The 21,598-nt window shown below is 71.6% G+C and carries 18 protein-coding genes and 1 riboswitch; all 18 genes read right to left on the bottom strand.

Annotation, left to right across the window (positions count from 1 at the left end; genetic code table 11):
* Positions 1–5: 5 nt before the first annotated feature.
* On the bottom strand, positions 6–1,433 hold the full coding sequence (gene argH / locus CJ226_RS10475) for an argininosuccinate lyase (RefSeq protein WP_102209110.1): 1,428 nt from the start codon (positions 1,431–1,433) through the stop codon (positions 6–8).
* Positions 1,433–2,362, bottom strand: a complete 930-nt coding sequence (gene argF, locus CJ226_RS10470; protein ID WP_025105260.1) for an ornithine carbamoyltransferase — start codon at positions 2,360–2,362, stop codon at positions 1,433–1,435. The genes argH and argF overlap by 1 nt, the downstream gene beginning before the upstream one ends.
* Entirely contained in the window at positions 2,359–3,564 is a 1,206-nt protein-coding gene (locus CJ226_RS10465; RefSeq protein ID WP_102209109.1) for an acetylornithine transaminase, read from the bottom strand. Before CJ226_RS10465 ends, argF begins: the two co-directional genes overlap by 4 nt.
* Entirely contained in the window at positions 3,561–4,478 is a 918-nt protein-coding gene (argB, locus tag CJ226_RS10460) for an acetylglutamate kinase (RefSeq protein WP_025105262.1), read from the bottom strand. Before argB ends, CJ226_RS10465 begins: the two co-directional genes overlap by 4 nt.
* Positions 4,475–5,632 carry a bifunctional glutamate N-acetyltransferase/amino-acid acetyltransferase ArgJ gene (gene argJ, locus CJ226_RS10455; protein WP_101844878.1) on the bottom strand — a complete coding sequence of 386 codons (1,158 nt, stop codon included), beginning with the start codon at positions 5,630–5,632 and terminating at the stop codon, positions 4,475–4,477. Before argJ ends, argB begins: the two co-directional genes overlap by 4 nt.
* Entirely contained in the window at positions 5,629–6,723 is a 1,095-nt protein-coding gene (gene argC, locus CJ226_RS10450; RefSeq protein ID WP_062636680.1) for an N-acetyl-gamma-glutamyl-phosphate reductase, read from the bottom strand. The genes argJ and argC overlap by 4 nt, the downstream gene beginning before the upstream one ends.
* A 239-nt stretch (positions 6,724–6,962) precedes the next feature.
* A complete protein-coding gene (locus CJ226_RS10445; RefSeq protein WP_102209108.1) occupies positions 6,963–9,110 on the bottom strand; it encodes a bifunctional hydroxymethylpyrimidine kinase/phosphomethylpyrimidine kinase in 2,148 nt (715 codons plus the stop codon).
* Complete coding sequence (gene thiM / locus CJ226_RS10440; RefSeq protein ID WP_082802951.1) at positions 9,107–9,955, bottom strand: hydroxyethylthiazole kinase; 849 nt, start codon at positions 9,953–9,955, stop codon at positions 9,107–9,109. The genes CJ226_RS10445 and thiM overlap by 4 nt, the downstream gene beginning before the upstream one ends.
* A riboswitch (TPP riboswitch) is annotated at positions 9,946–10,039 on the bottom strand. It overlaps the preceding gene by 10 nt.
* Before the next feature lie 7 nt (positions 10,040–10,046).
* Positions 10,047–11,027 (bottom strand): NAD-dependent epimerase/dehydratase family protein, encoded by a 981-nt coding sequence (locus tag CJ226_RS10435; RefSeq protein ID WP_102209107.1) that lies wholly within the window; start codon positions 11,025–11,027, stop codon positions 10,047–10,049.
* A gap of 304 nt (positions 11,028–11,331) precedes the next feature.
* On the bottom strand, positions 11,332–13,851 hold the full coding sequence (pheT, locus tag CJ226_RS10430) for a phenylalanine--tRNA ligase subunit beta (protein ID WP_102209106.1): 2,520 nt from the start codon (positions 13,849–13,851) through the stop codon (positions 11,332–11,334).
* On the bottom strand, positions 13,851–14,891 hold the full coding sequence (gene pheS / locus CJ226_RS10425) for a phenylalanine--tRNA ligase subunit alpha (RefSeq protein WP_102209105.1): 1,041 nt from the start codon (positions 14,889–14,891) through the stop codon (positions 13,851–13,853). The genes pheT and pheS overlap by 1 nt, the downstream gene beginning before the upstream one ends.
* A 49-nt stretch (positions 14,892–14,940) precedes the next feature.
* Positions 14,941–15,867 (bottom strand): amino acid ABC transporter permease, encoded by a 927-nt coding sequence (locus tag CJ226_RS10420; RefSeq protein ID WP_102209104.1) that lies wholly within the window; start codon positions 15,865–15,867, stop codon positions 14,941–14,943.
* On the bottom strand, positions 15,864–16,511 hold the full coding sequence (locus tag CJ226_RS10415) for an amino acid ABC transporter permease (protein WP_062636670.1): 648 nt from the start codon (positions 16,509–16,511) through the stop codon (positions 15,864–15,866). Before CJ226_RS10415 ends, CJ226_RS10420 begins: the two co-directional genes overlap by 4 nt.
* Before the next feature lie 85 nt (positions 16,512–16,596).
* Positions 16,597–17,511 carry a glutamate ABC transporter substrate-binding protein gene (locus CJ226_RS10410; RefSeq protein ID WP_102209103.1) on the bottom strand — a complete coding sequence of 305 codons (915 nt, stop codon included), beginning with the start codon at positions 17,509–17,511 and terminating at the stop codon, positions 16,597–16,599.
* Between the two features lie 46 nt (positions 17,512–17,557).
* On the bottom strand, positions 17,558–18,304 hold the full coding sequence (locus CJ226_RS10405; protein WP_025105274.1) for an amino acid ABC transporter ATP-binding protein: 747 nt from the start codon (positions 18,302–18,304) through the stop codon (positions 17,558–17,560).
* A 262-nt stretch (positions 18,305–18,566) separates the two neighbouring features.
* On the bottom strand, positions 18,567–19,529 hold the full coding sequence (locus tag CJ226_RS10400; RefSeq protein WP_062636666.1) for a TAXI family TRAP transporter solute-binding subunit: 963 nt from the start codon (positions 19,527–19,529) through the stop codon (positions 18,567–18,569).
* A complete protein-coding gene (locus tag CJ226_RS10395; RefSeq protein ID WP_102209102.1) occupies positions 19,526–20,899 on the bottom strand; it encodes an ATP-binding protein in 1,374 nt (457 codons plus the stop codon). The genes CJ226_RS10400 and CJ226_RS10395 overlap by 4 nt, the downstream gene beginning before the upstream one ends.
* A gap of 3 nt (positions 20,900–20,902) precedes the next feature.
* Positions 20,903–21,574 carry a response regulator transcription factor gene (locus tag CJ226_RS10390; RefSeq protein ID WP_062636662.1) on the bottom strand — a complete coding sequence of 224 codons (672 nt, stop codon included), beginning with the start codon at positions 21,572–21,574 and terminating at the stop codon, positions 20,903–20,905.
* Positions 21,575–21,598: the final 24 nt, after the last annotated feature.

Below are 21,598 nucleotides of genomic sequence, written 5' to 3'. Positions count from 1 at the left end.
AGCGATTACAGGCCGAGCGCGTGCGCAGCGGCCTGCGCGCGGGCGACGAGCTCCGCGCGCTGCTCGGCCACCCGCTCCGGAGCGGTGCCGCCGACGCCCGTGCGCGACGCGACGGAGCCCTCGATCGTGAGCACCTCGCGGACCTCGGGGACGAGGTGCGGCGACACCGACAGCAGCAGCTCGTCGGAGGCGTCCTCCAGCCCGATCCCCTGCTCCTCGCAGGCGCGCACGAGCGCGCCGGAGATCTCGTGGGCGTCGCGGAACGGCACGCGCCGCTTCACCAGCCACTCGGCGACATCCGTCGCCAGGGAGAACCCCTGGGGGGCGAGCGCGGCCATCCGCTCCGTGTGGAAACGCAGCGTCGCGATCATCCCGGCGAACGCCGGCAGCACGACCTCGAGCGTCTGCACCGAGTCGAACACCGGCTCCTTGTCCTCCTGCAGATCGCGGTTGTACGCGAGGGGCAGGCCCTTGAGCGTCGCCAGCAGGCCGGACAGGTTACCGATGAGACGCCCCGACTTGCCGCGCGCGAGCTCGGCGATGTCCGGGTTCTTCTTCTGCGGCATGATGCTGGATCCCGTGGAGTAGCCGTCGTCGAGGGTGACGAAGCCGAACTCCCGCGTGTTCCAGAGGATGATCTCCTCGGACAGGCGGGAGAGGTCGACCCCCGTCATCGCCGCGATGAACGCGAACTCCGCCACGACGTCCCGCGCAGCGGTGCCGTCGAGGGAGTTCTCCGCCGGCCGGTCGAGGCCGAGCTCCGTCGCGACGAGCGCGGGATCCAGGCCCAGGGTCGACCCCGCGAGCGCTCCCCCGCCGTACGGCGAGACACCGGCGCGACGGCGCCAGTCGACGAGGCGTTCGAGCTCGCGCACCAGCGGCCAGGCGTGGGCCTGGAGGTGATGGGCGAGCAGCACCGGCTGTGCGTGCTGCAGGTGCGTGCGGCCGGGCAGGATCGCGTCGGGATGCGCCTCCGCCTGCGCCACGAGCGCATCGATCACGCGCAGCAGGTCGCGCGCGATCACCCGGGCGTGGTCGATCAGGTACATCCGCACGAGCGTCGCGATCTGGTCGTTCCGGCTGCGGCCGGCGCGGAGGCGTCCGCCCAGCTCCGGACCCAGCTCGGCGATCAGCGCCTGCTCGAGCGCACCGTGCACGTCCTCGTCGGTGGGCAACGGCCGCAGGGTGCCGTCGGCGACCTTGCGCGCGACGGCGTCGAGGCCCTCGTGCATCCGGGCGGCCTCATCCGGCTCCAGGTACCCCGCGGCGGCCAGCGCCGTGGCATGCGCGTGGGATCCCGCGATGTCGTACGGCGCCAGGATCCAGTCGAAGTGCGTCGACCGGCTCAGCTCGACGAGCTCCGGCGACGGACCGGCGGCGAACCGCGCGCCCCAGAGCGCGCCCTCGTTGGTGCCTTCGTGCGAACCGGCCATCACGCGTCCTTCTTCCCGAGAAGCCAGACCAGCAGGGCCTTCTGGGCGTGCAGGCGGTTCTCCGCCTCGTCCCAGACCACGCTCTGCGGACCGTCGATGACCGCGGAGTCCACCTCGTAGCCGCGGTCGGCGGGCAGGCAGTGGATGAAGATCGCGTCGTCGTGCGCGAGCTCCATCGTCTCCGGCGTGACCTTGTAGCCGCCGAGGTCGCGGATCCGCGCGAGCTTCTCCTCCTCCTTGCCCATCGACACCCAGGTGTCGGTGACGACCACGTCGGCACCGGCGGCCGCCTCGACCGGGTCGGTGAAGAGCGTGATCGATCCCCCGGTCTCCCCGGCGCGGCGGTCGGCCGCTTCGATCACGTCGGCGCGCGGTGCGTAGTCCTCCGGCGAGGCGATGCGCACGTGCATGCCGGCCGTGACGCCCGCGAGCGCGTAGGAGTGCGCCATGTTGCTCTGGCCGTCGCCGAAGAACGTCAGCGTCAGGCCCTTCAGGTCGCCCTTGTGCTCACGGATCGTCAGCAGGTCGGCGAGGAGCTGGCAGGGGTGGAAGTCGTCGGACAGCGCATTGATCACGGGGACTCGCGTACCGGCGGCCATCTCCTCCAGGCCCGACTGCGCGTACGTGCGCCAGACGATCGCCGCGACCTGGCGCTCGAGTACGCGGGCCGTGTCCGACGGCGTCTCCTTCCCGCCGAGCTGGCTGCTCGCCGTGGAGATGATGAGCGGCGTGCCGCCGAGGTCGGCGATACCGACGGCGAACGAGACGCGCGTCCGGGTGGACGACTTGTCGAAGATCACCGCGACGGTCTGCGGGCCGGCGAGGCTCTTGTCCGCCCAGCGATCCTTCTTGAGCTCGAGCGCGAGATCGAGGATCTCCGCCTGCTCGGCGGGCGTCAGATCGTCGTCGCGCAGCAGGTGGCGGGTCATGCGGGGACCTTTCCGGTGGCGGAGGTGTGGACGTCGGAGAGAGCGGCGGCGAACAGCTCGCGGAACTCCGCCAGCTCCGCGTCGCCGATGGTGAGCGCCGGCGCGACGCGCACGGTCTCGGGGTTGGCGGCGTTGACGATGAGACCGCGGTCCTGGGCGGCGGCGACCACCGCACCCGCCACGGGCTGCGTGAGCGCGACGCCCACGAGGAGTCCGCGGCCGCGGACGCCGCCGACCAGCGGGGAGTCGATGCCGAGGATGATGTCCCGCAGCTCGGCGCCACGGCGCGCGGCGTTGTCGACGAGGTCGGCGCGCTCGATCTCGGCCAGCACCGCGTCCGCCACGGCCGTCGCGAGCGGGTTGCCGCCGAACGTGGAGCCGTGCGAACCGGGGGTGAACAAGGCGCTCGCGGCCCCGTAGGTGACGAGGGCGCCGATCGGGAATCCGCCGCCGATGCCCTTCGCGAGCGTGATGGCGTCGGGCGTGATGCCCTCGTGGCTGAATCCGAACCAGGCGCCGGTCCGGCCCGCGCCCGTCTGGATCTCGTCGACGATGAGCAGGGCGCCGTGCGCGAGGGTCAGCGAGCGTGCCGCGGCGAGGTAACCCTCGGGCAGCTCGACGACGCCGGCTTCACCCTGGATCGGCTCCACGATGAGGGCGGCGACCCGGTCGTCCATCGCGGCCTCCAGCGCGTCGATCGTGGCCGGGATGTGCTCCACGCCTCCGGGCATCGGCGCGAACGGCGCACGCATCGACTCCTTGGCCGTGAGCGCGAGCGAGCCCATCGTCCGGCCGTGGAAGCCGTTCTCCAGTGCGAGGATGCGCGGACGCTCCGCACCGCCGTGCAGACGGGCGAGCTTGAACGCGGCCTCGTTGGCCTCGGCACCGGAGTTCGAGAAGAACACGCGACCGTCGATCCCCGCGCCGGCGAGGCGCTTGAGCCGGGCGGCGAGCGCGAGCTGCGGCGGAGTCGCGAAGTAGTTGGAGACGTGCGCGAGGGTGGCGGCCTGCCGGGACACCGCATCGACGAACACCGGGTGCGCGTGTCCGAGGGAGGTCACCGCGATGCCGGCGAGGAAGTCGAGGTAGCGTCGGTCTTCGGCGTCCCACAGGTACGAGCCCTCACCGCGGGTCAGCAGCGCGAGGCGCTCCCCCGCGTTGAGCACGAGATCACGTGCCGCGTCGTCCTGCCAGACGGTCATGCCGTCGCCCCTTTCTCTCCCAGGACCACTTCGGTCCCGATTCCCTTGCTGGTGAACAGTTCGACGAGCACCGAGTGCGGCACCCGTCCGTCGATGATCGCCGCCGCGTCGACGCCGCCCTCGACCGCATCGAGGCACGCGCGCATCTTCGGGATCATCCCCGACTCGAGGCGCGGAAGCATCTCGACGAGCGCGTCCGACGTCAGGTGCGACACGAGCGAGTCCCGGTTGGGCCAGTCGGCGTACAGCCCCGGCACGTCGGTGAGGATGACGAGCTTGCGCGCACCGAGGGCCACGGCCAGCGCGGCAGCCGCGGCATCCGCGTTGACGTTGAGCGACTGCCCCGGGTGGTCGAGGTCGGGCGCGATGCTCGACACGACCGGGATCCGCCCTGCGGCGAGATGGTCGAGCACCGGCGTCGGGTCGACCTGGACCACGTCGCCCACGCGGCCGAGGTCCACCTCCTCCCCGTCGATCATGACACCGCGGCGGCGGCCGCCGAAGAGCCCGGCGTCCTCGCCGCTGAGCCCGGTGGCGATGGGCCCGTGCGAGTTGATCTTCGACACGAGCTGCGGGTTGACCTGCCCGGTGAGCACCATCCGCACGACGCCGATGGCTTCGGTGTTGGTGACGCGGTACCCGCCCTTGAACTCGCTGGGGATCTCCAGCCGCTGCAGCATGTCGGAGATCTGCGGCCCGCCGCCGTGCACGACCACGGGCTGCACACCGACGTAGCGGAGGTACGCGATGTCCTGGGCGAAGGCCTCCTGCAGCTCGTCCGAGACCATGGCGTTCCCGCCGTACTTGACGACGACGATCTGGTCGCGGAACTTCTTCAGCCACGGCAGCGACTCGATGAGGGTGGTCGCCTTCTGCGCCGCGATGTCCGGCGTCGTGTCCTGGATGTCGGTCATGAGGCGTAGGCGCTGTTCTCGTGCACGTAGTCGTGGGTGAGGTCGTTCGTCAGCACCGTGGCGGTGGCCTCTCCGACCTTGAGGTCGATCATCAGGTGCGTGGCCCGCGGCGTCAGGTCGACCTCCTCGCGGGGGCGGTCCGGCCCGCCGGCGGTGCAGACGCGGACGCCGTTCATCCACACGTCGACGTCGTAGGGGTCGAACTGCGCGGCCGTCGTGCCGATCGCCGCGAGGACGCGGCCCCAGTTCGGGTCGTTGCCGAAGATGGCCGCCTTGAACAGGTTGTTGCGGGCGACCGAGCGGCCGACCTCGACGGCGTCCTGCTCGGAGACGGCGTGCTGCACCTCGATCGTGATGTCGTGGCTCGCGCCCTCCGCGTCGCCCTGCAGCTTGACCGCGAGCTCCTGGCAGAGCGCGGTGAGCGCCTCGGCGAAGTCGTCGAGGTCGGGAACGACCTCGGAGGCGCCGTTGGCGAGCAGCGTCACCTGGTCGTTGGTCGACATGCAGCCGTCGGAGTCGAGGCGGTCGAACGTGCGTCCCGTCGCCCGACGCAGCGCCTCGTCGGCCTGGAGCGGTTCGAGCACGGCGTCGGTGGTGAGCACCACGAGCATCGTCGCCAGACCCGGGGCGAGCATGCCCGCGCCCTTCGCCATGCCGCCGATCGTCCAGCCGTCGCGGGTGACCACAGCGGTCTTCGCGACCGTGTCCGTGGTCATGATGGCGTGCGCGGCGCTCTCCCCGCCGTCCGCGCTCAGCTCGGTGATCGCCTGCGCGGTGCCCGCGAGGACCTTCTCGCGGAAGACCTCGTCCCCCGTCCCGATGAGCCCCGTGGAGCAGACGAGCACGTCGCCCGCGCTGATGCCGAGCAGCTCGGCCGCCTTCTCCGCGGTCTGGTGGGTCGTCTGGAACCCGAAGCTCCCGGTGAAGCAGTTCGCACCGCCGGAGTTGAGGACGACGGCCTCGACCACGCGGTCCGCGACGGCCTGCTGCGACCAGATGATGGGGTTGGCCTTGGCGCGGTTGCTCGTGAAGACGGCGGCGCCGACCTTGCGGGGGCCGCGGTTGACCACGACGGCGACATCGGGCTTGCCGGTCGACTTGAGTCCGGCGGCGACCCCGGCCGCCTCGAATCCTGCGGGGGCGGTGACGCTCACGGGGCGACTCCGTTCACTGAGAGGGCGCGGGTCTCGGGAAGCCCCAGCGCGATGTTCATGGACTGGACGGCAGCTCCGGCGGTGCCCTTGACGAGGTTGTCGACGGCGGTGACCACCGTGACGCGGTTCGCGGCGCGGTCGATCGCGAGGCCGAGGAGGGCTGTGTTCGCCCCGAGCACGTCGGCCGTGCGCGGGAAGCTCCCCTCCGGCAGCAGCTGGACGAAGGTCTCGTCGCCGTAGGCGCTCTCCCACGCCTGACGGATCTCGGCGTCGCTCACACCCTCGACGATCGGCGCCGTGGACGTGGCGAGGATGCCGCGCGACATCGGCACGAGGACCGGGGTGAAAGAGATCCGGATGTCCTGGGTCCCTGCTCCCTGGGTCCCTGAGCCTGTCGAAGCGCCTGAGCCCGTCGAAGGGCGGGCGGCGGCGAGCGCCTGACGGATCTCCGGGATGTGGCGGTGCGTGCCGCCGACGGCATAGGGGTTCGCGGAGCCGAGGATCTCGCTGGCGAGGAGGTTCGTCTTCAGGCTCTTGCCCGCCCCGGACGGGCCGACGGCCAGGACGGAGACGATGTCGCCCGGGTCGATCACGCCGGCCGCGACACCGGGGGCGAGGCTGAGGCTCACCGTGGAGGCGTTGCAGCCGGGTGCGGCGATCCGGGTCGCGCTGCGCAGCGTCTCCCGCTGCTTGCCCCCTCCGACGAGGAGCTCGGGCACGCCGTACGTCCACGGCTCATGGAAGGACCCGCCGTAGAACGCGTCCCACTCCGCCGACGAGGTGAGCCGGTGGTCCGCTCCGGCGTCGATCACCAGCGGGGTGTCGCCGAGGGCGTCCGTGTACTGCCCGGACTGGCCGTGTGGGAGGGCCAGGAACACGATGTCGTGTCCGGCGAGGACCTCGGGTGTGGTGTCCTGCAGCGTCAGGTGGGCGAGTGAACGGAGGTGCGGCTGATGGGCGACGAGGGGCTGTCCGGCGTTCGAGTGCGCCGTGACGGTGCGGATCTCGACGTCGGGGTGAGCGGCCAGGAGGCGCAGGATCTCGCCGCCTGCGTAGCCGGAGGCGCCGGAGACGGCGACGGAATACGTCATGCTTCTACCTTAACGGTCGGGTCCTCGACGATCTCGGGACCGGGGGCGGGGCCGGAGGCGGCGACACCGGCACTCGACCGCCGCGCGGACGCAGGCAGAAGGGCGGGGTCGCCTAGAATCGGCGGCCGCGACGTCGGCGCACGGCGATGACGCTCGGGACGAGCGTCGAAGGAGCGGTGGCGACCGAAGGCATGCGGCGACGATAGCGCGGGCGCGTTCGGCACCGCAAATCCGGGGCGTCACACGAAGGCGGGAGCAGACGGTGCGGCGAAGAAGGCCCGTTCGTGCGCGCTCGAAGTGAGGAAGGCTCGCCGCATCCGCTCTCGGCCGGTGTCGTCGGCCCTCGCGGCCGCGGCGGCGACATGCGCGACGGCCTGCCGGGTGGCCTCCGCGAAAGCCGGATCCGCGTAGGTCGCCAGCCACGATGCATAGGGATGCCGGGGGTCGCGGGGCGCCGCGCCGAACGCTCCGGCATGAAGCCGCTCCCCCAGGTCGGTGTAGAGCCAGAAGCAGGGCAGCACGGCCGCGATCACCGTGGCGTAGTCCCCGCCGAAGGCGACGGCACGCAGGTGGTCGAGGTAGGCGACCGTGGCCGGGGCGGGCTCGGCGGCGAAGGTCGCGCCACCCACCCCGGTCTCCGGCGTCAGCCACGACGCGTGCAGCTCCAGCTCGCCGCGGATCGCGCCGTGCGCGGCCTCGGCCCAGAACGCCTGCTCGTCGGGGGTCGGAGCGAGACGTGACGCCTCCGCGAGCACCCGGGCGTACTCGCGGAGGTAGAGGGCATCCTGCGCGAGGTAGAAGACGAAGGCGTCGCGCTCGAGAGTCCCCTCGGCGAGCGCGCGCACGAAGGGCAGCGCGTCGATGTCGCGGCGGATCGCGGCGGTCTCGTCCCACCAGGCCGCGGCCACCTCCTCCGGTGTCGGCTGGGTCTCGACCCCGCCGCGCGCCCAGAGTCCCGCGAGATGATGGATCGGGCCGTGTCCTCGCCCGACGTCCAGGTCGTCGGCCGCGCGGAGAGACTCCCGCAACCAGGCGCGCGCGGCGTGGACCGCGGTCGCGGGATCGTCGCCCCGCGCCAGTCGTGTGGCCAGAGCCGCGGACAGCGAGCAGCCGGTGCCGTGGGTGTTCTCCGTCCGGATACGCGCCCCCGGGAATTCCGCGCGCGTACCGGCTGCCGTGTCGATCAGGGCGTCCGGCGCCTCGTCCCCGGGCAGATGCCCGCCCTTCACCAGCACCGCGGTCCCCATAGCGGCCGACAGCTCTCGCGCCGCGGCGAGCGCGTCCGCCCAGTCCGTCACCTTGTGACCGACGAGCACCGCGAGCTCGGCGAGGTTCGGGGTGACCACGGTCGCCAGGGACAGCAGGCTCCGCAGCTCGCGCTCCGCGTCGGGGTGGAGCAGCCGATCCCCCGAGGTCGCGATCATGACCGGGTCGAGCACGACGATCGGGGGCTGTGTGTCCCGGAGCCACGCGGCGACCGTCCGGATCACCTCCACGTCCGCGAGCATGCCGATCTTCACGGCGTCGATGCGGATGTCGTCGGCGACGGCCTCGAGCTGCGCGCGCAGGAACTCCGCGGGAGGGACGTGCACGGCGCGGACGCCCTGCGTGTTCTGGGCGGTCAGGGCGGTCAGGGCCGCCATGCCGTAGCCCCCGTGCGCGGCGATCGCCTTGAGGTCGGCCTGGATGCCCGCGCCGCCGGACGGATCGCTGCCGGCGATGCTGAGCACATGCGGCACCGCCCGTCCGAGCCACCGCCGACGGAAGGCCGCGGCTGCAGCACGGGGGTCCACTGCCGCGCACAGCGCCGAGACCACCGCGATCCCGGCGGCACCGGCCGCGCGCAGCGCCGCCGTGTCGTCGAGGTCCACCCCGCCGATGGCGACGCACGGCAGCGCACTGCGCGCGGCGAACGCGGCGAAGCCGTCGATGCCGAGCGGGTCCGGATGGTCGGGCTTCGTGCGCGTGGGGCGGATCACGCCGACGCCGAGGTAGTCGACCGTCCCCGGCGGCAGCGGGGCGACCTCCTCGAGGTGCGCGGAGGTGTTCGCGGTCAGCCCGATCAGGGCCTCCGGGCCGAGGAGCTCGCGCGCGCGGAGCACCGAGGCGTCCGCCTGACCGAGGTGCACCCCGTCCACCCTGGCGCCGCGACGACGCGCCTCGACGGCCGCATCGAGGCGATCGTTCACGACGAGCAGCGCGCGGCCGTCGATGGCCGCAGACAGAGCGAGGAGCTGGTCGACAGTATCCTCGTCCGTCGCCTCCTTGTCGCGCAGCTGCACGATGCGGACTCCGCCGGCCACCGCCTCGCGGACGGTCGCGACCACCCCGCGTGCCCCGCACAGCGACCGATCGGTGACGAGGTACAGGGACAGGTCGACGGTCATCGGGTCTCCTCCTCGACGCGGGCGCGGGCCCGGAGATCCGCCGGGGTCACGGCGGACAGCGCATCGAGCAGTCCGACGGCGAAGCTGCCCGGTCCGCGGGAGGTCTCCGCCGCCTGCTCGGCCGCGACCGTGTAGACGAGGGTCGCCGCTGCCACCGCCGTCAGCGCATCGGTCCCGGTACCGCGGGACGCCCCGAGGAAGGCCGCCATCACGGCGCCCAGCGCGCAGCCGCCGCCCGTCACCCGCGTGAGCAGCTCGTGCCCGTTGGCGATGCGGATCACCCGTTCCCCGTCGGTGAGGAGGTCGACCGGGCCGGAGACGGCGACCACGGAGCCGTACCGGTCGGCGAGCTCGCGGGCCGCTGCGGCCGCCGCCTCGGTGCGGTCCGTCGCGTCGACGCCGCGGCCGCCGCTGCTGTGCCCGGCGAGCGCGAGGATCTCCGACGCGTTGCCGCGGATGGCGGTCGGGCGCCGCGCGGCCAGCTCGTGGGCCAGTGCCGTCCGCACCGGGAGCGTGCCGATCGCGACGGGATCGAGCACCCACGGCGTGGCGGCGGCGAGCGCTCCGGCCACGGCTTCCCGACTCGCCTCCCGCTGCTCCGGGGTCGGCGTCCCGAGGTTGACGAGGAGCCCCGAGGCGGCACCCGCGAACGGTCCGGCCTCGCCGACGATGTCGACCATCGCCGGCGCCGCGCCGAGCGCGAGCAGCACGTTGGCGGTGAACCCCGTCACGACGGCGTTCGTGAGGCAGTGCGTCAACGGCGGCGCAGCCCGGACCTCCTCCCGCAGCCTTCCCGCCGTGACGGCGAGGTCGAGGACGGATTCCGGACGCACAGGATCGCTCATTGCGACATCCCTTCGCTAGTACGAACTAGATCAGGTTCGACGGGTGTGATCTCAGCCGCGGATGCGGCACCCCGTGTCACTGCCTCGCAGTCTAGCGAGCGAAGGCGTCGAGCAGCGCCCGTTCCTCCGTCCGTGTCAGTCCGGCGCGGCGTTCCCGGTCCACGCCTCGTTCGCGCTCGTCAGCCACGACGCGTTCCACGGTCTCCTCGAGGGGGCGGAGCGTGCCTCCGCTGCGCCGGTACCGCGCGTTCGAGCGGGTCATGAATCCGCTCATCTCGGGCGGCAGCCACAGCGGCAGCGAGCGCGGCCCCGCCCAGTACGCGACGCCTTCCGCGACGAGACGCTCCTCCGTGCCGACGACGACCCGCCCGGTGTGCCCGGTGTGCCCGGTGGCCGCGCGCACCGTCCGAAGCACGTCCTCCAGCTCGCGCACGTCGCCGATCGCGTTCACGGCACCGGTGAGGGTGGCGGATACGACGAAGGCGGCGACGTCCTCGACATCGATGACCTGCGTCTTGCGCCCGTCGAGCGGCGGGAGCAGCACCGGCTCGTCCAGGGCCCGGAGGAACGCCGCCGCCCAGTAGCCGAAGCGGTCGCTCGGGTCGCCGTCGCCGATGATGAGGCCGGGACGGACGAGGATCGCGCGGTCGCCGAGGCTCTCCTGCACGGCGTCCTCCGCCGCGACCTTCTGCCGCGCGTAGTCGGCGTCCTCACCGGTCTGTGCCGCCGGGTGCCGCGGGGCCGATTCGTCCGTCCCGACCGTCTCGTCGTCGCGGTACACCGACATCGACGAGACGTAGGTCCAGCGCGACGCCCGGTCGCCGAGTGCGCGGACCGCCGCGGAGACGTGAGCGGCGCGGGAGGAGACGTCGACGACGTGGTCCCAGTCGGTGCGCGAGACGACGTCATAGGCGTCCTCGTCGTCGCGGTCGGCGAGCACGAGGGTCGCTCCCGGCGGCGCCGGGCGTCCGCCGCGGGCGAGGCAGGTCACCGACGCCCCCGCCCCCAACGCGTGCGCGGCGATGCGCCCCGACAGCCATCCGGTTCCCCCCAGGATCAGCACATCCGTCATGTGCCCATGTCATCAGGATCGACGACTCGGGGGAAGGGCCTCCGCTCAGAGCGGAGCGGCACAAACCACCGCGCGCGCACAGGCCCTCACGCGAACACAGGCCCTCACGCGAACACAGGCCCTCACGCGAACACAGGCCCTCACGCGAGTACAGGCGTCACGTGAGCACAGGCGTCACGCGAGTACAGGCGTCACGCGAGTACAGGCACTCGCGTGCGCACAGGCCAGGGGCGCTGCTGTCGCCTGATGCCGCGCGAACGCCTGATGCCGCGCGGCCTCAGAAGGAAGCCGCGCGGCATCGGGATCAGTCGCGGAGGGCGGCGCCGAAGCGCTCCGCGGCGACGGCGACGCCCGCCATCTTCGCCTCGGAGGCCTCCGCGGCGGTCAGCGTGCGGTCGCCTGCCCGGAAGCGCAGGGCGAACGTCAGCGACTTCGATCCCTCGGGCACGCCCTCGCCGCGGTAGTCGTCCACGAGCCGGACCGACTCCAGCAGCGCGCCGGCGCCCTCGACGAGAGCCGCGCGGACCTCGCCCGCCGGCACCTCGGCCGGCAGCGTGAGCGAGACGTCCTGCGTCGCGGCCGGGAACGTGGACAGCGATGCCGCCACGATGCGTCCTCCGGCGAGCGCGAGCAGCCGGTCGAGGTCGAGTTCCAGCACGGTGGCGCGGCCGGGCAGGTCGGCCTCCTCCGCGACGGCGGGATGCAGCTCGCCGACGTAGCCGACCTCCTCGCCGCCGGCGACCAGCGCACCGGTGCGTCCGGGGTGGAGGGCGGCGCGCTGCGTCTGTACGACGTCGATCTCGATGCCCGCGGCGGCCCCGATCACGCGGACCGCGTCGAGCGCCTCGACGAGTCCGGCGGCCTCGGCGGCACGCCCCGGCTGACGCGGCGACACATTGCCGGTCAGCAGCACCGCGACGTGGCGCTCCTGCGGGGGGATGGAGGCGTCGAGCTGGGCGAGCACCTCATCGGACGGCCGGACACCCAGCGGCGGGACCTCGGCGGTGCCGTACTCCACGCCGGGCTCCGGGACGAACACGGCCCCGGTCTCGAACAGCGCGAGATCCGTGAGCCCGCGTGAGATGTTGCGGTGCGCGGTCTGCAGCAGACCCGGGATGAGCGAGCGCCGCAGGAACGGCACCTGCCCGTCGAGCGGGTTCGCGAGGCGGATGCTGGGCAGGTGCTCACCGGACGCGGAGCCGTGCAGATCGTTCTGCGCCTCGGTCGTGAACGGGAACGCCGGAGTCTCGACGAACCCCGCGGCCGCGAGTGCGTTCGCCACGCGGCGACGCCCCTGCTGGTGGGCCGTGAGGCCGCGGCCGGACGGCGGCGTCGGCAGCACCGCGGGGATGCGGTCGAGCCCGTGGATGCGGGCGACCTCCTCGGCGAGCGTCCACTTGTCGGTGAGGTCCGGGCGCCAGGTCGGCGGGATGACCGTCCACCCGCCCTGGGGCCCTGAGCCTGTCGAAGGGCTGACCTCCGCCCCGATCGTCGTGAGCGCCCCGGTGATCTCGTCGTCGGTGTAGTCGACGCCGATCAGTCCCTGCACGAAGCCGCGCGGGAGCTCGATCTCGGCGACGAAGACCTCGGCGAAGAGCGCGCCACCCTCCTCCGTGAGCGTGCCACCCGCGAGCTCGACCATGAGGTCGGCCGCGCGTCGGGCCGCGACGAACGGGATCAGCGGGTCGACGCCGCGCTCGAAGCGCTTGGACGCCTCGCTCGGGAGCTTGTGCCGGCGGGCCGTGCGGGCGATGGTCGTCGCGTCGAAGGTCGCCGCCTCGATGAGCACGTTCCGCGTGGTGTCGCTCATCTCGGTGGTGCCACCGCCCATGACACCGGCGAGGCCGATGGGGCCGGAGTCGTCGGTGATGAGGAGGTCTTCGACGTGCAGCTTCCGCTCCACGCCGTCGAGCGTGGTCATCTTCTCCCCCGGCGTCGCGCGCCGGACGGTGATGCCGCCCGTGAGCTTGTCGAGGTCGTAGCCGTGCAGGGGCTGCCCGAGCTCGAGCATGACGTAGTTCGTGATGTCGATGAGCACGCCCAGCGACCGCATGCCGGCGAGACTCAGGCGCGCGATCATCCACGGCGGGGTGGGCCGCGACGGATCGACATCGCGCACGACCCGGGTGACGAACTCGCTCGCGCCGACCTTGCCGCGCACCGGCGCCTGGTCGTCGACCACGGCCGTGTGTCCGGAACCGGGCTGAAGCTCGGCGAAGTCGCGCTCGGCGGGGTCGCGGAAGGCCGCCCCCGTGGCGTGGGAGTACTCACGGGCGACGCCGCGCACCGAGAACGCGTAGCCACGGTCCGGCGTGACGTTGATCTCCACCGCGACGTCGTCGAGGCCCAGCAGCGCGATCGCGTCCGTGCCCACGGGCGCATCGATGCCGAGGTCGCTCAGCACGACGATGCCGTTGTGCTCGTCGCCGAGACCCAGCTCGCGCGCGGAGGCGATCATGCCGTCGGAGACGTGACCGTAGGTCTTGCGGGCGGCGATCGGGAACGGACCGGGAAGCACGGCGCCGGGCAGGGTCACGACGACCTTGTCGCCGGCGACGAAGTTGTGCGCGCCGCAGACGATCCCGCGGACGCCGCCGTGCTCGGGACCGACGTCGACCTGGCACCAGTTGATGGTCTTGCCGTTCGACTGGGGCTCCGGCTCGAGCGAGACGACCTGGCCGACCACCACGGGGCCCGTGATGTCGAAGCGGTGCACGTCCTCCTCTTCGAAGCCGACGGTCACCAGCGCCGCGAGGACGTCCTCCGGCGTGGCATCCGCTGCCAGATCGACGTACTCACGCAGCCACGAAAGCGGGACGCGCATCACACCACCATCCCGTACTGCTCGCTGAAACGGACATCGCCCTCGGCCATGTCGCGCATGTCCTGCACATCGCTGCGGAACATCAGGCCCCGCTCGATGCCCATGCCGAACGCGAAGCCGCTGTACACCTCGGGGTCGATCCCGGCCGCGCGCAGCACGTTCGGGTTGACCATGCCGCAGCCGCCCCACTCGATCCAGCGCGCGCCGCCCTTGAAGGTCGGGTGCCACAGGTCGAGCTCGGCGGAGGGCTCGGTGAAGGGGAAGTAGTTCGTGCGGAAGCGGGTCTTGGCCTCCGGACCGAAGAGCTGCTTCGCGAAGTGGTCGAGCGTGCCCTTGAGGTGCGCCATCGTGATGCCCTTGTCGACGACCAGTCCCTCGAACTGCGTGAAGACCGGGAGGTGCGTCGCGTCGAACTCGTCGGTGCGGTACACGCGGCCCGGGCACAGCACGTAGATGGGGACCTCGCGGTCGAGCATCGACCGCACCTGCACCGGGCTCGTGTGCGTGCGCATGACGAGGTGACGCGAGGTCGGGTCGACGTAGAAGGTGTCCTGCTCCTGGCGCGCGGGATGGTCGACGTCGAAGTTCAGCGCGTCGAAGTTGAACCACTCGTGCTCGAGCTCCGGCCCCTCCGCGATCTCCCACCCCATGCCGACGAAGATGTCCTCGACGTGGTCCTGCAGGAGAGCGAGCGGGTGCCGGGCGCCCACACGCGTCCGCGACGGGACGGCGGTGATGTCGACGCGCTCGGCCTCCAGGCGCGCGGCGACCTCGGCGGCGGCCAGCTCGGCCTCCTTCGCCGCGAGCGCCTGGTTCACACGACCGCGGCCCTGACCGACGAGCTTGCCGAACGCGGCCTTGTTCTCGGGGGCGACCTGGCGCATCGAGGCGTTCAGGACCGCGAGCGGCGATCCCTCCGCGACGTGCGCCGCACGGGCGGCTTTCAGCGCGGCGGTGTCGGCGGCCGCGTCGATCGCCGCGAGGGCGTCGGCGACAGCGGCTTCGACCGCTTCGGGGGTGATTTCCGGAGACTCTGACACGGGAGTCGAGTCTACCGGCGCGGGACGGGCGTCCCGCGCCGGTGGCGGCTCAGAGGCCGGAAGCGCCGGAGCTGTTGGCGTCGAACTTGCCCAGCCCGCGCTGCGCCACGATGAGCGACGTGTTCGTCTCGCCGTCGTGCTGGCGAGGGTCCGCCTCGTCCGGTCCGGCCTTGGCCGAGCGCTTCGCCCGACGCTGCAGGCGGTAGGCGATGTACGAGAGCACCAGACAGACGGCGACGTACATCGAGCCGCCGACGATCGCGGCGGGGATCAGCGGCGACCCGTAGGGCGCCTGATTGCCGATCTGGTTGATGACGTACAGCAGCTCCTGGTACGTGATGATGAAGCCGAGCGCGGTGTCCTTCAGCGCCACCACGAGCTGCGCGATGATCACGGGCATCATCGCCCGGACGGCCTGCGGGATGAGGATGAAGTACATGACCCCGGTCTTGCGCAGGCCGATCGCGTAGCCGGCTTCCTTCTGTCCGCGCGGCAGCGACTCGATCCCGGCGCGGAGCACCTCCGCAAGCACCGAGCCGTTGTAGACGATCAGCGCGATGACCACCGCGAAGTACGGGGGCATCCGGATGCCGATCACCGGAAGGCCGTAGTACAGCAGCATCATGAGGATCAGGACGGGGATCGCCCGCATGATCTCGATGATCCACCGCACCGGTTCGCGCACCCAGGCGTGCTCGGAGAGGCGGCCGATGCCGAGGACGAAGCCGAGGATCAGCGAGCCGACACCGGCGACGGCGAAGGCGGAGAGCGTGCTGAGCAGGCCCTCCCCGAAGCGCACCCAGACCGCCGAGTAGGTGAAGATGTTCCACTTCTCCGCGGAGAACTGGCCGGTGGCGTACAGGCGCCAGACCACCCAGCCGAGCACGGCAAGGACGACGAGGATCGTGACGGCACCGATGATCCGGTTGCGGGCGACCGCGCGGGGGCCCGGGACGTCGAACAGGACGGAACTCATCGCGCGATCCTCCACTTGTTCTCGAGCACACGCTGCACCCAGCTCAGGAGCAGCACGAGCACGACGAAGATGACCATGACCCAGAGCAGCACGACGAGGGCGTTCTCGCCCCGCTCGCTGAGAGCCGCCCGGATCGTGCCGAGGTTGACCACCGAGAAGCCGGCGGCCACCGTGGTGTTCTTCATGAGGGCGATCAGCACGCTCATGAGCGGCGGGACCACGGACCGCGTGGCCTGGGGCAGCACGACGAAGCGCATGACCTGGCCGAAGTTGAGGCCGATGGCGCGTGCCGCCTCCGCCTGTCCGACCGGCACCGTGTTGATGCCGGCGCGGATCGCCTCCGCGACGTACGTGGCGGTGTAGATGCCGAGGGCGATCGTGGCCAGCAGCAGGGAATTGACCCGCTCCCCCAGCAGGATCGGAAGACAGAACGCGAAGAAGAACATCACCAGCGTGAGCGGGGTGTTCCGGATCCAGTTCACGTACACGGCGCCGACGCCGCGCGCGATCGGGACCGGGGACACGCGGGCCGCTCCGACGATGAGTCCGAGCACCACGGCGATGAGGCCACCGCCGAGGAACAGCGCGATGGTTCCCCACAGAGCTTCACCCCAGAGGTCGAGGTGGTCCGAGATCACTCCCACTGCTGTGCCTTTCGGTTCGTTTCCGCGTCAGATCGACGCCGAGGAGGACGGGGGCGGCCGGTCGGACCGACCGCCCCCGGAGAGATCAGCCGACCGGGTCGACCTCGGGCTGCTCGGCCTTCACACCGGAGGCGCCGAGGTTGTTGTCGAAGATCTGCTGCCAGATGTCGCCACCGTCGGTGAGCTGCGTGTTGAAGTACTCGACGAGCGCGTCGTCGCCCTTCGCCACACCGATGCCGTAGCGCTCCTCGCTGAACGGCTCGCCGACGACCTTGAGGTTGTCGGGGTCCTGCGCCGCGTAGCCGATGAGGATGGCCTCGTCGGTCGTGACCGCGTCGACCTGACCGTTCTTGAGGTCCTCGACGCACTTGGAGTACGTGTCGTACTCCTTCGTCTTCACCTCGGGGTAGTTCGTCTTGATGTTCTGGATCGGCGTCGAACCCGTCGCCGAGCAGACCGTCGTCGAGGAGTCGAGGTCGTCGACGCTCGCGATGTCGCTGTCGGCGGCGACGAGGAGACCCTGACCGGTGACGAAGTAGGGACCGGCGAAGGCGATCTGCTCCTTGCGCTTGTCCGTGATGGAGTAGGTGCCGACGTAGTAGTCGATGTCACCGTTGACGATGGCCTGCTCGCGGTTCGCCGAGGCGATCGCCTGGAACTCGATCTTCTCGGGGTCGACACCGAGGGACGCCGCCATCCAGCGGGCGATGTCGACGTCGAAGCCGGTGCGCTCGTTCGTCACGGGGTCGAGGTAGCCGAGACCGGGCTGGTCCTCCTTGACGCCGACCTTGACGGTGCCCGACGAGGAGATGCGGTCGAACGTGGGGCTCCCCTCGATCGTGACGTCCTCCTCGACCGTCCAGGGCGTGCTGCTCGAGGTGTCGCCCTCGTCGCTGCCCGACGTGCCGGTGCTCGACGGCGTGCCGCTGTTGCAGGCCGTGAGCGCGAGCAGCGCCACCGTGGCGATCCCGAATCCGGCCAGTGTCCGTGTGCGTCGCATGTGCGTCTCCTTCGTGTGCTGTGCTGTGGGTGCGGGGTCTGGAAAGTCAGTGCGTGAGGAGCTTCGAGAGGAAGTCCTTGGCGCGGTCGCTCTTCGGGTTCGTGAAGAACTCCTCGGGCTTGGCCTCCTCGACGATCCGGCCGTCCGCCATGAAGACGACGCGATCGGCCGCTTTGCGGGCGAAGCCCATCTCGTGGGTGACGACGATCATCGTCATGCCCTCCTGGGCGAGCTCGACCATGACGTCGAGGACCTCGTTGATCATCTCCGGGTCGAGCGCGCTGGTCGGCTCGTCGAAGAGCATGACCTTCGGCTGCATGGCGAGGGCCCGTGCGATCGCGACCCGCTGCTGCTGGCCGCCGGAGAGCTGCGCGGGGAGCTTGTTCGCCTGCTGCGCGACGCCGACGCGCTTGAGGAGCATCATGGCTTCCGCCTCGGCGTCGGACTTCTTCAGGCCGCGGACCTTGATCGGGCCGAGCGTCACGTTCTCGAGGATCGTGAGGTGCGCGAAGAGGTTGAAGGACTGGAAGACCATGCCGACGTCGGCGCGCAGGTGCGCGAGCGCCTTGCCCTCCGCGGGCAGTTCCTTGCCGTCGATGCGGATCGAGCCGCTGGTGATCGTCTCCAGACGGTTGATCGTGCGGCAGAGCGTCGACTTGCCCGAGCCGGAGGGGCCGATCACGACGACGACCTCCCCCGCGTTGACGGTGAGGTCGATGTCGCTGAGCGCCTGGAACTCGCCATAGTGCTTCTGGACGTTCTCGACGACGACGAGCGGGGTTTCAGAGGTCATCATTTCTCCAAACTAGCCACGCGATGCGCGCGGTTCCAGGCACCACGGTGAGGTTTACACGTTCGTAATCACCTGATCGCGGCGCCAATGCATCCTCGCAGGGGCACCCCACGGCCCGCCCCCTCGGGCCGCGGGATCGCCCTGCTGCCACGCTCCCAGCGACAGCAGGCAGCAGGTGTCCGATCGTGTGCGATCGACCTCACCCTGGCAGAGCCCGCGCAGGGCTGTCAGGGATCTTGAGGATTTCTTGAGGGGGCGCCGGTCACCGGCGCAGATCGCGGTAGTACTGCTCCGCGCCGGGGTGCAGGGGCACCGGTCCGGTGAAGATCGCCGACCGGCGGTCCAGCAGCGCCGCCGCCGGCACATCGGCCGCGAGCGCGGTACGCGCCGCGAACAGGCCCGCGACGAGATCGTGGACGACGCCGGGCGGGGTGCTCCCGGCGGTGACGAGGTAGTTCGGCACCGCCATCGTCGTCACCGAGACGTCGAGTCCGTAGGTGCCCGCAGGCACGTCGGCGGGCCGGTACGCGTGGGAGTACCGCTCGTTGACCGCGTTCACCCAGTCCTGCTCGACCGGGAGCAGGCGCACGTCCACGGTCTCCGCGAGGTCCGCGATTCCGGGCGTCGGCAACCCGCCCACCCAGAAGAAGCCGTCGATCTCGCCGCGCTCCATGGCGGCGATGGACCCGCCGAGGTCGAGCTGCGGATCGTCGATCGCGTCGGCGGCGACGCCAGCCGCGTGGAGCACCCGGGTGGCGATGACGTTCACCCCCGAGTTCTCGGCTCCGAGGGAGATCCTCCGCCCGGAGAGGTCGGCCAGGTCGTCCAGGGCCGAGTCGTCGCGCACGACGATCTGCAGGTACTCGTCGTAGAGACGGGCGATCGCCTGTACGTCCACGGCCTCGGTGAAGGCGCCCGTCCCGGCCACCGCGTCCGCCGCCGCATCACCCTGCGCGAAGCCGAGGAGGGCCTCCCCCGCGCTCACGCGCAACAGGTTGTCCACCGATCCCGCCGTCACCTCCGCCGTGAGGTCGACGTCGAGCTCACGCGACAGCTCGGCCGCGAGGTGGCTGCCGTAGTCGTGGTAGACACCGGTGGGACTGCCCGCGGCGAGCACGGCGACGGTCTCCGTCCAGTCCGCAGAGCGCGGGCTGCACGCGCTCAGCCCGACTGCGGTGACGAGCGCGAGCATGCCGGCGACGACACGCCGTCCCCACGCGCTCATGCCGCCGCCTCCGCGGGGACGACGAGGGCCACGAGGAGCCCGCCGCCGTCGGCCCCCTGCACCCGCAGCTCGCCCCCGACCGTCGCGAGGAGGTCGGTCGCGATCGCCAGCCCGAGCCCGGTCCCCGGCATGTCGCCGCTGTCCGCGCTCCGCCAGAAGCGATCGGCCGCCGCCGACGCATCCTCCGGCGACAGTCCGGGGCCGTGGTCGCGCACGGTGAGACGGCATTCGTCACCCGCGCGCTGCGCGCCGACCTCGATCGACGAGCCCTCCGGCGAGTACTTCACCGCGTTGTCGATCGCGGCGTCGAGCGCGCTCTCCACGATGGTGCGGTCGGTGATCGTCATGACCGACGACTCCCCCGTCCGGCGCAGCACGATGGCCCGCTGCGCCGCCACCTCCTGCCAGGCCTCGACCCGGCGGCCGGCGACGGCGGCGAGATCGACCGCCGACATGGTGGAGTCGGTGCGACCGCCGCGGGCGAGCCCGAGGAGGGTCTCCAGGATGCGGGTCATCCGCCGGCCCTCCTCCCTGGTCTCCTCCACGTCGTGGTCCCACTCGCGTCCCAGACCCGTCGCGAGGTGCTCGACGCGCAGCAGCAGCGCGTTGAGCGGATTCCGCAACTCGTGCGAGGCGTTCAGCGCGAACTCCTGCTGGCGGGTCATGACGCGCTCGATCTCGTCGGCCATGCCGTTGAACACCCGCGTCATGCGCCGCAGCTCGGGCGGTCCGGTGCCCTCGGCCACCCGCGCGTCCATCTCCCCCCGCTCGATCGCCGCCATCGTCTCGTCGAGGCGGCGCACCGGGGAGAGCACCCAACGGGCCAGCCCGGCGACCAGGAGGATGCCGAGCGCGCACAGCAGCACGACGATGAGGCCGAGCACGAGCGTCTGCCGGAGGATGACGGTCTGCGGCGTCTGGGTGCCTCCGGTCACGAGCACGGCGCCGATCACGTCGCCGTCGTCGAACACCGGCTCCACGAGCGCCGCATCGGACACGATCCACGCGGAAGAGGTCGGCTGCTCGGCGCGGCGTCCGGAGAGCGCCAGCCGCACCCGCTGCGCATCCCCCTCCGACAGGACCGTGTCGCCGTGATCCCCCGCCGCCCACGGGCTGCCGGTGAGATCGAACACGGTCACCTCGATCCCGTAGACCTCCTGGAAGCGGCGGACCTCGGCGTCCATCACCGCCGGACTCCCGGAGCGCAGCGCCTGTCGGGCGCTCGTCGCGAAGTACCCCAGGTCGCCGAGATGCTCGGCGTAGAACGACTGCTGGACGCTGCGAGCCGCGCTCCACCCGGTCACGCCGCCGAGAGCGAGGAGCACCACGATCAGCGGCACGAGGAAGACGACGGTCAGGCGGCGGCGCACGCGTCAGGACCCCGCGAGCCGGTAGCCGACGCCGCGCACGGTCTCGATGAACGCGCGGTCGCGGCTCTTCTTCCGGATGGCCGCCACATGCACTTCCAGCGAGTGGCCGAAGCCGCGCCAGTCGGTGTTCCAGACCTCGCGGATGAGGCGCTCCTTCGGCACCGCGACACCCGGATACCGCGCGAGCACGCCCACGATGTCGAACTCCTTGCGGGTGAGCGCCAGCGGCACCCCGCCGACCTGCACCTCCCGCGCGACGAGGTCGATCTGCACCGCGCCGCCATGCAGCAGCACGCGGGTGTCCGGCTCCGTCCGCAGCGGCCGCGACCGCCGGGTGACCGCCTCGATCCGTGCCAGGAGCTCGTGCACGTCGTAGGGCTTCACCACGAAGTCGTCGGCACCGGCGCGCAGTCCCTTGATGCGCTCGGCGACCTGGTTGCGCGCGGTGACGATGACGATCGGCACGTCGGAGCGCCCGCGGATGCGGCGGCAGAGGTCGATGCCGTCGACATCCGGCAGCCCGAGGTCGAGCAGCACGACCTCGGTGTCGGCATCGAGGTGTTCCAGCGCCGCGGTCCCGTCGGCCGCGTGCACGGTGGCATAGCCCGAGCGCGCGAGGAAGGCCTGCAAGGCCCCCGCCACCCGCTCGTCGTCCTCGACGATCAGAATCCTCATCTCCCCGCGCCCCGCCTCACCCGC

Origin of the sequence: Microbacterium sp. UMB0228 (assembly GCF_002871415.1) — a bacterium.
Lineage (GTDB): Bacteria > Actinomycetota > Actinomycetes > Actinomycetales > Microbacteriaceae > Microbacterium.
Note: the sequence above shows the minus strand (reverse complement) of the source record. Positions and strands in the feature narration are given on the sequence as shown.

Bases quoted from the DNA above. Each gene is read 5' to 3' on its own strand.
- CJ226_RS10405 (WP_025105274.1), bottom strand. From the start codon at position 18,304: ATGACCTCTGAAACCCCGCTCGTCGTCGTCGAGAACGTCCAGAAGCAC.
- argF (WP_025105260.1), bottom strand. From the start codon at position 2,362: ATGACCCGCCACCTGCTGCGCGACGACGATCTGACGCCCGCCGAGCAG.
- CJ226_RS10420 (WP_102209104.1), bottom strand. From the start codon at position 15,867: ATGAGTTCCGTCCTGTTCGACGTCCCGGGCCCCCGCGCGGTCGCCCGC.
- CJ226_RS10435 (WP_102209107.1), bottom strand. From the start codon at position 11,027: ATGACGGATGTGCTGATCCTGGGGGGAACCGGATGGCTGTCGGGGCGC.
- CJ226_RS10390 (WP_062636662.1), bottom strand. From the start codon at position 21,574: ATGAGGATTCTGATCGTCGAGGACGACGAGCGGGTGGCGGGGGCCTTG.
- argC (WP_062636680.1), bottom strand. From the start codon at position 6,723: ATGACGTATTCCGTCGCCGTCTCCGGCGCCTCCGGCTACGCAGGCGGC.
- CJ226_RS10465 (WP_102209109.1), bottom strand. From the start codon at position 3,564: ATGACCGTCTGGCAGGACGACGCGGCACGTGATCTCGTGCTCAACGCG.
- CJ226_RS10410 (WP_102209103.1), bottom strand. From the start codon at position 17,511: ATGCGACGCACACGGACACTGGCCGGATTCGGGATCGCCACGGTGGCG.
- thiM (WP_082802951.1), bottom strand. From the start codon at position 9,955: ATGAGCGATCCTGTGCGTCCGGAATCCGTCCTCGACCTCGCCGTCACG.
- argB (WP_025105262.1), bottom strand. From the start codon at position 4,478: ATGACCGACATCCAGGACACGACGCCGGACATCGCGGCGCAGAAGGCG.
- CJ226_RS10445 (WP_102209108.1), bottom strand. From the start codon at position 9,110: ATGACCGTCGACCTGTCCCTGTACCTCGTCACCGATCGGTCGCTGTGC.
- pheT (WP_102209106.1), bottom strand. From the start codon at position 13,851: ATGCGCGTCCCGCTTTCGTGGCTGCGTGAGTACGTCGATCTGGCAGCG.
- argH (WP_102209110.1), bottom strand. From the start codon at position 1,433: ATGGCCGGTTCGCACGAAGGCACCAACGAGGGCGCGCTCTGGGGCGCG.
- CJ226_RS10400 (WP_062636666.1), bottom strand. From the start codon at position 19,529: ATGAGCGCGTGGGGACGGCGTGTCGTCGCCGGCATGCTCGCGCTCGTC.